The following is a 14,454-nucleotide window of genomic DNA, read 5'->3' on the forward strand; positions in this document are numbered from 1 at the left end:
GGAAAAGAATGCATTATGTTTTAAGAAATATTTCATTAAGTACATTAATTATTTTTATGATGACTGCTTGTTCAATGAAGAGTTATCACGATCAAATGACGACAGATGTTAAAAAAACAGTAAATGAAGAAAGTTATGAGGGAGTTAGAAACTCATATTCTGAAGAATTGGTAGATCAAAGAAGTAGAAATAAAGAGTTTATAGATATATTAAGTGATAAATCATTAGGTGATGTTTTAAAAGAGTTGGAACTTATTGATGGCAATTTTTATTATTTAAAGAGTAGTGATATCTTAGTCCCTAAAAGTAGAATGAAAATTCATAATATGGCTGAATTAAATCAGTATTTAAACGCAGTACTTGATAAAGAGCTTTTTATTAAAAAAAGTGGTTCTATATATTTAGTAAAACTTTTAAGTACAAGTGAAACTAAAAAACAATCAATAAAAGATATACCTTTTAATTTAGATGGACAAATATCAGTAGAAGAGTTAATCAAACTTATAACTGCCCAATCTGGTTATGAAGTTTCAATTGGAAATTATATTAAAGATAAAGATGATTTTCAAAATAGTATTGTTTCTGTAAAATCGAAAAATTTAATAAATGCAATTAATTCTCTTGCACATGCAAAAAATGTTTATGTAGATGTTGATTATGACAAAGAAATGATTCATATTAAAAGATATAAAGATGTTGTTGTTGAATTAAATATTCCTTTGTTAAATATTACAACATCAAATGAAACATCATCAAGTGAAACAAATGGTGAGAGTAAAGTTGAAAATAGTTCAGAAATTGTTCTTTATGATGAGTTAGATAAAATGATGAAAAATATTATTGGAAATGATACTATTTCAACTTACCATATTGATAAATCAAGTGGTCTTATCTTTATGAAAGCTACGAAAAGTATAGAAGCAACTGTTCGAACTATTGCAAAAGCATATGAAGATAGTTTTGCAAGAGAAGCTACTATTGTATTTGAGAGAATTGAACTAGTTTTAAATAAAAGTAGAGAATATGGAATCGGATCTGCGTCATTAGCTCCTAATGAATCTAGTGAGTCTTCAAGAGGAATTACTAAAACTTTAGGAACAGATGGTGCTCTTTCATTTTTACAACAAGGTTCAGCAAGATTATTCCAAATTACAGGAAAAGTAGATAATAAAATAGGAAAAATTTTAAACTATAGTAAAAATGTTATGGTATTAAAAAACAATATCCCATCTGTTCAGTCAATTAGTCAAAATACAGACTATATTGAAAAAATTGAAACTACAGTAAATGATAATGTAACAACTTCAGAAGCTACTGTAAATACTATCAAAGATGGTACATCAATTACAGCAATGGCAAAAATATCAAGAGATAAACTATTTTTAAACATTACACCAAATATTAAAAAGTTAATTAATATTTCAGAAGCTACAATTGGTGATTCTACTATTCAATTACCTGAATACAAAGACCAAAGTTATAATATTTCAAGAGAAATAAAAGTTGGTGAAACTTCAATTGTTGGTTCAATTATTGTTCATGATGATGCAAAAGAGTATGCGGGTATTCTTCCTTTAGAAGGTTTTGCAATTGGTGGAAGTGATTCAAAATCTTATGTAAGAAGAGAAATAGTATATGTTGTTTCTGTACAAAGTATTAAAGGCTTCTAATCATGAGTATGTTTTCTGATCCATATGAACAGTTTTTACTAGACTATTTAGTAACAAAATTAGAGAATGGATCTAATACTAGAAAGGCTTTGCTTTTATATAAAGAACAAATTACAAAAGAAACAAGATTTAAAAGAAGACTTGAATCTGCAATTAAAGACATGGAAATTGGAAAGCATAAACTAGAAGCAATTTTACATAGAAATAAGTTTTTAAATGATTTTCAATATAGCTTAGTAGTAAATAGTACTAATACAGTAGATGGTTTAAAATTAGTTCAATCTTTTGAAAAAGCAAATTCAAATCTTTTACCTAAAATGATTAATCCAATATTTGTGCCCTTAGCAATTATAATTTTTTCTTTTTATGGTCTAATTTTATATTTAGGAATGCTTGAAAAAGACTTAGAAGGTTTAAAAAAATTAAATTCTGATGTAGAGTCTTTTTTAGGAATTCCTGCATACTTTAATTATGACTTTGCATATCTAGGACTTGGAATCTCTATTTTTGTGACCTTATTTATCTTTTTTGGATATGTATATACTGAAAAATATAAACCTGCATGGCTTTATAAAGTTTTTAAAACACAATGTTACTCTGATGGTAGGTTTATGTTTAGGATTTTAAATGGTATGTTAAGTGCTGGTATTTCATTTCATAAAACTTCATTAATTCTTTCAAAAGATTATTTTAAAGTAGGGCTGCGTCCATTTTTTGCTGAACTTGCAGATATTATAAGTAAGAATAAAAAACTATTTTTAGTTTTTGAGAAGTATAATTTCCCCCCTTTAGTGACAGCTGATATAAAATTATCTGAGTTAAGTAAAACAAGTTTTGCTGATGTTACTAAAGCTTTATATCAAACCTGTGACACAATGTATGAAAAAAATATTGCTTATATGGTTATTCAGTGGAGACTTCTTTTTTGGTTAATAGCAATGCTTATTACTGTTGTAATAGGTTCAGATATTATAAATTTAGTTATAAGTACTTTTACTTTTAAAACACTGTATCAATAAGAAGAAAAAATGATAAAAAAATTAATAAAAAAATATAAATCAAATAAACTTTCTATCTTGAACAGAAATATTAATAAAAGTGAAAAAATTAATATAAAAGAATATCTTAAAGAAAAAAAGACTGAACTTGTTCAGTATATAAAAAAAGAAGATGAAAAAGATGTAGTGTTATCAACGCTTATTGAAGATTTAATAAAAGATAAATTTAATATTGCAGGAGGATATGGAGATTTAATTGCAAACGAATCAAAATATGCAGAATTTGTAAGAAGTTTAGGATACGAATACTATGCTTCATATAGTGAATTATCTAAACTTTATCAAGATACCTCTTTTCAATTAGATGAAAGAAAACTTGAATTTTGTACAAGTATGTATATTATTACACTTGAAGATAAAAAAACTAAAAATAAAGTGTTAGGGATAAGAGATGTTGTAAACTTAGACTTTGATGTTTTAAGTAAATTTTATTTTACAAAAATAGTTGTTTTAGGAGAGGGTGTATTATCTTCAGTATTTGGAGAAGATAGAGAGATTATTTTTGGGTCTACAACGGATACTGATAATGAAGAAGAAATTGATAAATATTTTGACAAAATGATGGGACAAGCTATTTTATTAGGTGCTTCAGATATCCATATTCAAAAAACAAATAGATATGCTTCTTTATGGTTTAGAATTGATGGTATAAAAGTTGATATGGGAACAATGCCAATTGCAATTGCAAAAACAATTAAAAGAAGACTTGTAACTATGGCTGATCAAGAAGATTCTGATTTTGAGTCAATTAATGGTGTTATTAATTATGATTATGGAAAGAAAAATATTAAATTTAGACTTGGACTTATTAACTCTAAATTAAACTTTTCCCTTGTAATGAGAATGATTGGTGGGAAAGGTGTAGTTTCTCATAATCTAAGAGGACTTAATTATCCTTCTGAAACTGTTGATATTCTTGATAATTTGACAAAATATTCAAATGGTATGATTTTAATTACTGGGCAAGTTGGTTCGGGTAAAACACACTTAATGTATGCACTTTTACAACAACTTGCAAAACAACAACAATATGTAATTACTATTGAAGATCCTGTTGAGTATGTTGATGAGTCTTTCTTCCAAATTGATTTATCAGAGTTTGCAAGTGCAAGTGAAGAGTTCAAATATGGTTACCCAGAAGCAGTTGTTGATATTTTAAGACAGGATTCAAATATTATTTTAATTGGGGAAACAAGAGAGCCTGAAACTGCATCTCAACTTGTAAATGCATCAAACTTAGGACAATTAGTATTCTCAACTATGCATACCAACTCAGCACCTGCAACAGTATCAAGAATGACGAGTTCATTAGGTATTAATGAAGGGGATGTAGTAGATAACTTAAGAGGAATTGTATCCCAACGATTAGTACGTAAACTTTGTGATTATTGTAAAGTTGAAGATGGTGAAGGCGGATATGCCAAAGTTGGCTGTGATGAGTGTAATGGAAGTGGATTTAAAGATAGGGTACCTATTGCCGAGGTAATTAGATTTAAATTAGGATTTGGTGGAGACTTTGAAAATCCAGCTGAATATATGACAGTTGAAAAAGCTTGTATGGCACAATATCATGCTGGTCTTATTACAAAAGCTGATGCAACGGCAATTATTAAAGGGGAGGAAGTATGGTACGACTAGTAGTTACAGATTTTGCAACTAGAGAAGACAACGAAGCTTTCTACCTTAAAGATGATTTTGATATTTCTCAAAAGATGTTTACTTATGACTCATTTAAAAAGCATAGTGTTTATCTATCAAAATATGAAGTTACAAATACGATATATTCTTTAAATTTATTATCAAGAGAACATTTAAAGAAAAATCAATTATTAGTTTATATTACTGATAGTGAATATTTTATTTTGTTTAATCATAAAACTGTATACTCAGCAAAAATAAATCAGAATTTTATTACAGATGATATTATAAAATCGATTTTAATTACAAAACATATTGCGATGCTTTCAAGTGGTGGGAGTATTGAAAGATATTATTATGTAATTAGTGCAAAGTATAAAAGTGCTGTAGAAAATATTTTGAAACAAAATACCAAAAATGAAAAACATGAAGAAATTGCACAATCTTTAGGAAATATTGAAGAATTAGTTAAGCCTTTAAATGAGTTAGATAGTTTTAAATCACATTTTGGTAAAAATATTTTTTTGTTATTCTTTACTACTTTAGTTGTATGGGTTATGTTTTTTGGTTTAGATTTAGTGACAAAGAAATATATCTATAAAGAACCTTTAGAAAAATTAAAAAGAGAAATAAAAATTGAAAAAAGATTAATACAGAGACAAAAGATTCTATTAACTAGAACAAATAAAAAGTATAAAGAATTAACAGAATGTATTACTCCTTTTGAGGTGAAAAATGATTAGTATTAATAGGAAAAGATTTAATCTAATTATTAAAGTAGGTTTTGTTATATTTATTGCTTATATTATTGGTTTTTTCTTTTTTAAGTTAGCAAGTTTTTTTAAAATAGCTTATGAAAAAGATCAACTTACAAATGAACTTCAGATTAAGAAACAAGAAACACTTAGTTTGAAAAGAAAAATTGTTAATATAAAAGATGATATGAAAGAGGTTGAATCAAGATATATAAAAAAAGATGAATTAGATAGTAAAATAAAAGATGTTTATAAAAGAATGTCTGTTTTAGATTATAATTTAAAGTTTCTAGATTCAAAAAGAATGTGTATAGACAATTATATTATAATTACACAGTTAACAGCAAGAAGTAAAAAGGGCTTAAATGCGGGAGAGGGTATTTTATCTTATTTAGGTCAGATGAAAAAGAGTGAAAAAAATAATACAATTTACTTTGTAAATTATATATCAAAGCCAAAGGATATTAAAAAATGATTTTTATTAAATTTCTTATTTTCATTTTCTTATCAGTATCTTTGTATTCAGAAGAGATGTATTTTGATACTATCTCTTTATCTAAAATAAAAAAAGTAATAAAAAAAGAAGAGCAAATTGCCAAGGCATATAAAGAATATATTTTAGAAAAAGCTCAAATAAGAACTTCAACTTCAATATCTATTTTAAATGATTTTTTACCAATAGGATTTAAGAATGATAATTTATTTAGTAAATCATTTTCTTTACATGCTACTGAATCTTATATTGTAAATGAAATACCTTCAAATATCAAATCAGCTTTATATGATAAATATTATTCAAATGAAAATAGAATATACACTAAAGCCCCTCTTAGTAAAAATAGTAAAAATGTTGAAATTATACTTTCTGAAAAAGAAAAGTACATATTAACTCAATTAAGTTCAATTACTACAGATGCAACATCAAGTCCAAAAAATAAGTACTTACTAGATACAAAGGGAGTATTACATTGGTATGATAATGATGGAAAGCTACTTTTCTCTTATGATAAAAACCTAATCGTATATCCAGATGCTAAAATGATAGATGATGATGGTAATATATCTTCTGACTTTCAAGATTTATTAGATGATAAAAAAATCTCATCTCTTGGTCAACAAATATTAAATATTGAAAACGGTATAGCTCATGAGTATATTAATATTGGTGGGGATACAGGTATTGTAAAAATAGGAGATGGAAGTAGAGATATTGGAAAAACAATTATCCAGTTTTCCAGACGTGCTGGAGGTATGATAATAAATGGTGATATATATACTTGGGGTAATAATGCAAATCAAATTGTAGGCTTAGTAAAAACAGATAGTTATGGAAATAAATCTAATACTCAATATTCAGGTTCAGCTGATAATTATTATAAATATCCCGTTATTACAGGCCTAGTAAGAGCAAAAGTTAAAACATATGATTCTAAATTTGATAGTAAAAATTTCTTTTCTTCACCTATAAGACCAAAGTTTGTTGATTTTTTTAGTACGGTTTATCATAGTACTTGTGGTGTTACGGTTGATGGAGCAATTTATTGTGGAGGTTCAAAAGGAGTTACCTACTCTTTTGGAAGTAATTTTACTCATGTTCTTGATGCAGATGGAAATCTTGTAGGAAATGATGATCCAGAGATGTTATATCGAAGTAGATTTTTTGATGGAATTACAAATAAAGCTTCAAAAATGTTCGCAAATAATCAAATATGGCTTATTTTATCGCAAGATGGAGATATTTATAGATGGGGCTATGATTTTGGCTCTGGTTTTTCAGGAAATGGATATACTCAATTTAACTATTCAAATAAAAAAACTAATAAAGACCCAGAAAAATTGAGTATAAGTAGTAATGGTACTAGTGTGAAATTTAATGATATAACATATTTACTAACTATTGGTTATAGAAAAATGGGGGCATTATCAAAAGATGGTGATATTTATATTTGGGGAATAGAATCAGAAATTGCAAGTGGTAAGTGTGGGGTTACATGGGAAGGTGTTAGCATGAATTTATGTAAACCATTAAAAGTTGAAACGGATATAACTTTTAAAAGTATTACTGGAGGCTTAGAGGCTTTTGTAGCAGTATCTGATGATGATAAATTTTATAAGATATATCAACCAAAAAATAAAAAACCAATTGTATTGTCTGTTAATGAAGCAATTAAAAATTATAATGAAGGTGAGCATAATAAATATGTTGAAGAAGATGATACTCAATTATTATCAGTAGATTTTTCTAGCAAAGCACCAATCTCAGAGTCAACATGGAATACTGGTATTGTTTGGGTTAATAGTAAAAATGAACTAAAAGGTGATTATTTTACATCAGAAAATAAAGATGATGAATTTTTTAAAGATGCTATTGCAAATATTAAATGGAAAAAGATTAAAGTAATACAAGATGATAATGGTATGTGTGGAATAGATACTTCTAATCAAATGTATTGTTGGGGAAAAATGTCCTTTTATAGATCAGGTGGTAGCAATAGTGATTTTGTGGGTAATACTTTTATGTTACCTGTATTTAACACTAATCTATATGATTTAAAAAAAGACTTTTTAGTTGCAGAAGGCGGATATAGTGGTTACTTGACTAAAATGACATCAGGAGATTGGAATCCATCTGGTAATGATTTCTTTATGAAGTACCCAACATATATAGGTGGATTTAATTATGAATTTACATTTAAGTAAAAGTTTTAAAAGGAAAAAAATGAAGAAAATTAGTTTAATTATAGTATTTGTTTTTACAGTAATTAATTTATATGCCCAAGAAGTAAATAAAGAAAGTATGGAGAATGTTGATAAATTAGATGTATTAGATCAGCAATCAAAAAACTTCTTTAAAAGTATAACTGGACTTGAAAAAGATTATCTAGAAGAACAAATTGATTCAATTCAAAATAAAACTAATAATACTTCTAAAACTCAAAATTCAAATTCAAATCAAAATACTCAAGGTATTTATGTTGAAAAGCCAGAAGTCTCTCAAGAAGATTATGAAAAAAATGTATTCAAACACCAAAATGAAATGGCTAGATTAACTAGTGATTTTACAAGAACTAAAGAACTAAAAGATATTAAAATAAAAAGTATGTATTCTTTTAATGGAAAAGATTATGTAATTTTGAAAATAGATAAAAAAAGTTCATCAAATACGAATAGTGAATTAAGTTCAAATATTGAAGGAAGATTTGTAAAAGGTGATAGTATTTTAGGTCACAAAATTATAAAAATTGATGTTAGAACAAAAACAATAAAACTATATAAAAAAGTTGATGAAGAGTATGGATATTTAATATATTTAAATAACTATGGAACATCAGTAAGTGATTTAAAGAAAGAACCAAAACCAAAAATCGAAAAAGAAAAAGAGAAGAAAAAAGAAGTAAAGGTTGAAATTAAAAAAGAAAAGAAAGTTTCTAATATAAAAGAATCTTTTGCAAAGATAAAAGATAAGGTAACAAAAAATGATTTATCTACATGTTTATACACTGTTAATAAATTGAATTTAAATGTTAGAAATACAAATGCCTTGGATGGAACAATTTTAAGAGTTTTAAAAATAAATGATCAATTTACTATTCAAGATAGAAAATCAAATTGGTTGCATTTAGACACTATTTATAAAAAGAAATCTGGTGACGTGATGGTTGTGGACAATGATTCAAATTGGGTTCAACTAATGGATACTAACTTATTAGTTGATGATGAAAATTGTCAATAAGGTATTATTTTGAGTAATATAATAGATGAATGTAATGCAAAAATTAATCATCATATAAAAAATATTTCTGAAGAAATAAAACCTTTTACAGATATATTCAATAAAATATTTATATTTGATGAAATTTTAATAAGTGAAAATGGTGGAAAAACTAAATTAAATAGACAAATATTAAATGACCAACATGATTTAATGCAAAATAAAATCCTTCTAATTAATTCTGAACTAAATCAATGTTTAGATGTTGTTAAAGGATATTTGGAAGTAATACTATTAGAGTGTAATAAATCAAGTCAAATAGAAACTGTAAATTTAATATATGATGATAAAAACTTTTTAGATTTATTAGAAATGGACTTGGAAACTAAAGTTATTCCTAGTACACAAAAGAAAAAACTATTAAAAGATGTTCAAAAACTATCAAATATAAAAAATAAAATATTTAATCTAAAATACTTAGTAACAATGTTTGATACAACAATTGTTGATAAATATTTAAATAAATTAGGTGTTGAAGATTTAATAAATAGTACATTTATTTTTGAACTTATTGATACTTTTGCCTTACATTTTGAAGAATTAAAAAAGTTTGAGTATGTAATTAATAATTTTGATAAAGATAGTGAATCTATAAAAGATTTTTCTGTTCTTAACTATTTACTTGAGTTACACAAAAGAAGATCAGATAATTATATTTACGCAAATTTTAGATATAAAATTTCTTTAGATTACAATTTAGATTTAGATTTAAGAAAAAAAGTTGAAATGAACATTATCTATCTTGAAAATATTATCTCATCTTTTATTGAACAATCATGTATGGATTTAGTAAAAAAAGAGATGAAAAAAGGAAAAATAAATAAATTAATCGAAGTAAATATTTTTAAGCATAAAAGAAATATCCAATTAGTAGTTAAAAATAATGGATTTGAAGTAAAAAATATTCATACTCTTTTTCTATCTGATACTGAAAATAAATATATTATTGAAGCAAAAAATTTAGCAACTATGTTAGGTGCAAGCATAGAAGTAACTACGCTTGAAGATGAAGGAATGGCTTACTCTTGTTCTTTTAAAATTTAATAAAACTAAAGTTGGCCTTTAGTTTTATTTATCGTCAAAGTTCCCTATAATCTCTTTAGCTTTTTGTAAAGCTTTATCGCTAGAATCCTTATCAAATGTCAAAGCAACTGCCATTCTTCTGCCTACATGGCTTTGTGGCTTTCCAAATACTCTAATAATAGAATCTTTTGTAAACGATTGTTCAAAAATATCAACTTGAGGATTAAAGCTATCATTTCTTGCTTTATATGCAGCACTAGCACCTGCTCCATAATCAATATAATCTAAAGGAAGTCCTAAAACAGCACGTACATGAAGTGCAAACTCGCTAGCTGATTGTGTAATCATAGTAACCATTCCTGTATCATGAGGTCTTGGACTTACTTCTGAGAAATATACTTCATCACCTTTTACAAACATTTCAACGCCAAAGATACCTCGACCACCTAAACCATCCGTAACAGTTTTTGCAATCTCTTGAGCTTTTATTTTTGCATCTTCACTCATGTTCATAGGTTGCCATGAAAAGATAAAGTCACCATCTTGTTGTATATGTCCAATTGGTTCACAAAATACAGTTTGTTTTTCATTTCGTACAGTTAGCATTGTAATTTCATAATCAAAAGTAATAAATTCTTCTACAATTAATTCACTAGCATCACCTCTAGCTTCTTTTGCTATTTCCCAAGATTCTTCTAACTCATTTGCACTTTTTGCAACACTTTGTCCATGACCTGAAGAACTCATAACCGGTTTAATTACACAAGGGAATCCCATCTTTTCTGCTGCTTTTTGTAAGCCTTCAAAAGTACTTACAAATTCGTATCCACCAGTTTTAACACCAAGTTCTACTGCTGCAAACTCTCTGATGTTTTTTCTATTCATTGTTTTATTTACTGCATCTGCATTTGGAATTACATGGAAACCTTCTTCTTCTGCTGTAAAAAGTGCTTGAATATTTATAGCTTCAACTTCAGGCAAGATAAAGTTAGGTTTTTCTCTTCTTATTACATCTAAAATCTCATCTTTATTTTTCATATTAATAGTATAAGATTTATTTGCTACTAATTGTGCTGGTGCGTTATTATAGCTATCAACTGCAATTGTTTCAATCCCAAGTCTTTGTGCTTCGATTACAACTTCTTTTCCTAATTCTCCACTACCTAATAGCATTATTTTTATTGAATCTGATTTTAAAGGTGCTGTAAAATTCATATTTATCCTTATTTTATATTTTGCTTGTACATATTTTTATTATAGAATCTTTTATCGTATTTTTCAAGTTTATTTTTTCTAATTACTATTTCTAGAATTGATAAGTATTCTTCTCCAATACCTGAATAATTTATCATAGTTTGTGATAATTCCAAGCCATTTAAGTGTTTATTTTCTATTCTCATTTTGTATCTCTTTTCTTGAAAAGATTTATATGCTCTATTCCTATTTAAATTTAACATATAAGCAGTAATAGAATCTTCTAAAGTTTTAAAAATTCTAATAAAATGCTTGTCTTCATCATTTCTTTGTTCTGGAAGTATCCCAATCTTTGGATTATATGTCCAATGTCCAAAGATATTATTTGCTTTTTGTATAAATCTACTTTTCCCCCAACCACTTTCTATAGCAGCTTGAGCTAAACTCATTGAAGGAGGTATAATATCTATTTTTTTCATATATGAAGTGATATTATAAAGTTTTTTTATTCTATATTTCTTTTTTATTTCAAGAAGTTTTTTAAATTCTTCTGACTTGGTATTTATATTTAATAAATTTGATGAAAGTATTTTTTTTATAAAAGTTCTTTCTTCTAAAATTTTATTATTTTGATTTTCAGTCATATTATAAATGTATTCGAAAAAATAAATTCTTGATTTTTCATTATTTTCAATTAGATAATATTCTTTTGGCATACCTTTTGCGAAAAGATTTATTGAAAAAGAAATAAAAAATACTAAAAAGAATCTATTTAGTGTCATTTTTAATTACTTATTTGTGGTAAACACATTTTTTACCGCACCTTTAAAATAAATAGTATTATCAACTAAACTTAAACTTAATTCTTCTTGGCTTTTTGGATAAACAAAAGTTTTATTAGAAACTAGATTTAAATTGTTTGCTCTTAAAAAACAAGCAGCCATTCCTGTTCCACAAGCTAATGTCTCACCCTCAACACCTCTTTCATAAGTTCGGACTTTTAAAACTTTTCCCTCTTTGCCGTCTTCTATTTTTGCAAAGTTAACATTTGCATTATGTTCATATCTCATTTTAGCACTTAAATCATGGTCATATTTTTCTAAGTCATCTACTATTGTTACTAAGTGAGGAACGCCTGTATCTACTAAGTACCAAGTGAATCCTTCTTGTTCAAACTCTTCTTTTATAACAATTGGAGCTGTTAACTCAGTTTCAACAATATCATCTTCAACTATAGATTTTATAAGTCCTGCACCTGTTAAAAACTTCATAGAATTTGGAGCTAAACCATTTTTATATGCATAATGTGCACAAGCTCTTGTTCCATTTCCACACATTGAAGCATCACTTCCATCACTATTGTAAAATAACCATTCAAAATCTGCTTTTTCATTTGGAACTAATACTATTAAACCATCAGCTCCAATTCCTTCTGTTCTATTACAAAGTTCTATTGCTTCTTTTGAATAGTCTTTTTTAATAAAGGTATGGAAAATAACAAAGTCGTTTCCACTTGCACTATATTTAGTATATGTCATATAATTTCTCCTATAATTCTTTGCACTTCTTTTTCTAAATGTTCTAAATCTTTTGAATTATCTATTAAGATATCCGCTAAACTCTTTTTTTCTTCAATATCCATTTGATTAGATATTTTTAATTTGGCTTCATTTTCATCAATATTATCTCTTATCATTAGTCTTTGAATTTGAATATCATTTGGTGTATAAACTACTAATGATTTTGGTATTGGATAACGCATTTTTTCAAAAAACAAAGGGATATCAACAAAATATTTCTTATTTTGTTTTTCTAATATTTTCGACTCTTTTATAACCTCTTCTTTTATAAGTGGATGAAGTAAAGCCTCTAATTTTAGTTTATTATCTTCATTTGAAAAGATAATTTTACCTAACTCTTTTCTTATAACTTTTCCATTTTCAACATACTGTTCTCCAAACATAGAAGCTATTTTGTGAGCATTTTCATCTAATAACTTATGTGCTATTTTGTCTGCATCAATAATTGAAAAGCCATGAAGTTTCAAAAGCTTACAAACTGTACTTTTTCCTGTCGAAATTCCACCTGTTAAGGCGATTGCATTTTTAAATAAATCCTTGTTCATGTAAAAAGTTTACAATAATAATGATTTATTTAAAATTTAATAGAAGTTTTATCTTTATATTTCATTGTATATAATCCTTAATATTTATAAACATTTTGATATAATTGCCAAAATATTTTAAATTAATCAAAGACAATAAAAAAGGTGAATAATGAGCACAGTTAGTTACAAAGACGCAGGCGTTGATATCGATGCTGGGAATCAGTTTGTAGAAAATATTAAACCTCTTGTAAAATCAACAATGATACCAGGTGTATTAGGTGGAATTGGTTCTTTCGCAGGAGCTTTTGAATTACCTACTGGATATAAACAACCTGTTATTCTTTCAGGAACTGATGGAGTTGGTACAAAACTTAAGTTAGCAATTGATTCTAAAAAGTTTGATACAGTTGGAATTGACTTAGTTGCTATGTGTACAAATGATTTATTATGTAACTTTGGTGAACCATTATTTTTCTTAGATTATTATGCAACTGCAAAGCTTGAAGTTGAAGAAGCAACAGCTGTTGTTAAAGGAATTGCTGAGGGTTGTATTAGAAGTGAATGTGCTTTAGTTGGTGGAGAAACTGCTGAAATGCCAGGTATGTATAAAGAGGGTGATTTTGATTTAGCTGGTTTTTGCGTAGGAATTGCGGAAAAAGAAGAGTTAAATAGAATTGAAAGAATTGCTGCTGGTGATACTTTAATTGCCTTACCATCTTCTGGTATTCACTCAAATGGTTTTAGCTTGGTGCGAAAACTATTATTAGAAAAATTAGGCATGTCTTTAGATGATGATTTCCAAGGGAAGCCTTTAAAAGATGTATTATTAGAGCCAACTAGAATTTATGTAAAAGAATTCAAAGCTAATAAAGAAAATATTAATGCTTTAGCACATATTACTGGTGGTGGAATTACTGAAAACTTACCAAGAGTTTTACCTGATAATTTAAAAGCAGTTGTAAAAAGAGACTCAGTTAGAGTTTTACCTATTTTTGAATTTATGAGTGCTCATGTAGAACTAGAAGAAATGTATAGAACATTTAACATGGGTGTTGGTATGATTTTAGTTGTAAATCCTGCAAATGTTGATGCTGTTTTAGCAAATACTGATGGTTATGTTATTGGTGAAATTGCTGAGGGTGAAAAAGGTGTTGAGTTTATCTAAATAAGCTTATTTAATAAACTTTAAATACCTAGTAACTAGAAAAAGCTAAGTTTATATAAACTTAGCTTTTTT

At 26.8% G+C, this 14,454-nt stretch carries 13 protein-coding genes; 9 read left to right on the forward strand and 4 right to left on the reverse strand.

Features of this window, described 5'->3' with window-relative positions; all coding sequences use genetic code 11:
- Positions 1–8: 8 nt before the first annotated feature.
- From KO488_RS06330 to KO488_RS06365, 8 genes are read left to right on the forward strand one after another with little or no spacing between them, the layout of a single operon-like run.
- Entirely contained in the window at positions 9–1,670 is a 1,662-nt protein-coding gene (locus KO488_RS06330; RefSeq protein ID WP_216057951.1) for a hypothetical protein, read from the forward strand.
- A 2-nt stretch (positions 1,671–1,672) separates the two neighbouring features.
- Positions 1,673–2,689 carry a hypothetical protein gene (locus tag KO488_RS06335; RefSeq protein WP_216057952.1) on the forward strand — a complete coding sequence of 339 codons (1,017 nt, stop codon included), beginning with the start codon at positions 1,673–1,675 and terminating at the stop codon, positions 2,687–2,689.
- 9 nt (positions 2,690–2,698) lie between these two features.
- A complete protein-coding gene (locus KO488_RS06340; RefSeq protein WP_216057953.1) occupies positions 2,699–4,366 on the forward strand; it encodes a GspE/PulE family protein in 1,668 nt (555 codons plus the stop codon).
- Entirely contained in the window at positions 4,354–5,109 is a 756-nt protein-coding gene (locus KO488_RS06345; protein WP_216057954.1) for a hypothetical protein, read from the forward strand. The genes KO488_RS06340 and KO488_RS06345 overlap by 13 nt, the downstream gene beginning before the upstream one ends.
- Complete coding sequence (locus KO488_RS06350; protein ID WP_216057955.1) at positions 5,102–5,596, forward strand: hypothetical protein; 495 nt, start codon at positions 5,102–5,104, stop codon at positions 5,594–5,596. The genes KO488_RS06345 and KO488_RS06350 overlap by 8 nt, the downstream gene beginning before the upstream one ends.
- Positions 5,593–7,821 carry a hypothetical protein gene (locus tag KO488_RS06355; protein ID WP_216057956.1) on the forward strand — a complete coding sequence of 743 codons (2,229 nt, stop codon included), beginning with the start codon at positions 5,593–5,595 and terminating at the stop codon, positions 7,819–7,821. Before KO488_RS06350 ends, KO488_RS06355 begins: the two co-directional genes overlap by 4 nt.
- Before the next feature lie 19 nt (positions 7,822–7,840).
- A complete protein-coding gene (locus tag KO488_RS06360) occupies positions 7,841–8,854 on the forward strand; it encodes a hypothetical protein (RefSeq protein ID WP_216057957.1) in 1,014 nt (337 codons plus the stop codon).
- A gap of 9 nt (positions 8,855–8,863) precedes the next feature.
- Positions 8,864–9,937: a hypothetical protein gene (locus tag KO488_RS06365; protein WP_216057958.1), complete on the forward strand. Its 1,074-nt coding sequence runs from the start codon at positions 8,864–8,866 to the stop codon at positions 9,935–9,937.
- A gap of 24 nt (positions 9,938–9,961) precedes the next feature.
- Here the strand turns inward: KO488_RS06365 and purT are convergent, their stop codons facing one another.
- From purT to coaE, 4 genes are read right to left on the reverse strand one after another with little or no spacing between them, the layout of a single operon-like run.
- Positions 9,962–11,131, reverse strand: a complete 1,170-nt coding sequence (gene purT, locus KO488_RS06370) for a formate-dependent phosphoribosylglycinamide formyltransferase (protein WP_216057959.1) — start codon at positions 11,129–11,131, stop codon at positions 9,962–9,964.
- 8 nt (positions 11,132–11,139) lie between these two features.
- Positions 11,140–11,892: a glucosaminidase domain-containing protein gene (locus KO488_RS06375; RefSeq protein WP_216057960.1), complete on the reverse strand. Its 753-nt coding sequence runs from the start codon at positions 11,890–11,892 to the stop codon at positions 11,140–11,142.
- Positions 11,893–11,898: 6 nt separating this feature from the next.
- Positions 11,899–12,648 (reverse strand): diaminopimelate epimerase, encoded by a 750-nt coding sequence (gene dapF, locus KO488_RS06380; RefSeq protein WP_216057961.1) that lies wholly within the window; start codon positions 12,646–12,648, stop codon positions 11,899–11,901.
- The gene (gene coaE / locus KO488_RS06385; protein WP_216057962.1) at positions 12,645–13,235 is read right to left on the reverse strand and encodes a dephospho-CoA kinase; all 591 of its coding nucleotides are present in this window, start codon (positions 13,233–13,235) and stop codon (positions 12,645–12,647) included. The genes dapF and coaE overlap by 4 nt, the downstream gene beginning before the upstream one ends.
- Positions 13,236–13,386: 151 nt before the next feature.
- On the opposite strand from coaE, the gene purM reads away from it, so the two are divergent.
- Positions 13,387–14,382 (forward strand): phosphoribosylformylglycinamidine cyclo-ligase, encoded by a 996-nt coding sequence (gene purM, locus KO488_RS06390; RefSeq protein ID WP_216057963.1) that lies wholly within the window; start codon positions 13,387–13,389, stop codon positions 14,380–14,382.
- Positions 14,383–14,454 lie beyond the last annotated feature (72 nt).

It is taken from the genome of Poseidonibacter lekithochrous, from assembly GCF_018861145.1.
In the GTDB taxonomy this organism is placed as follows: domain Bacteria; phylum Campylobacterota; class Campylobacteria; order Campylobacterales; family Arcobacteraceae; genus Poseidonibacter; species Poseidonibacter lekithochrous_A.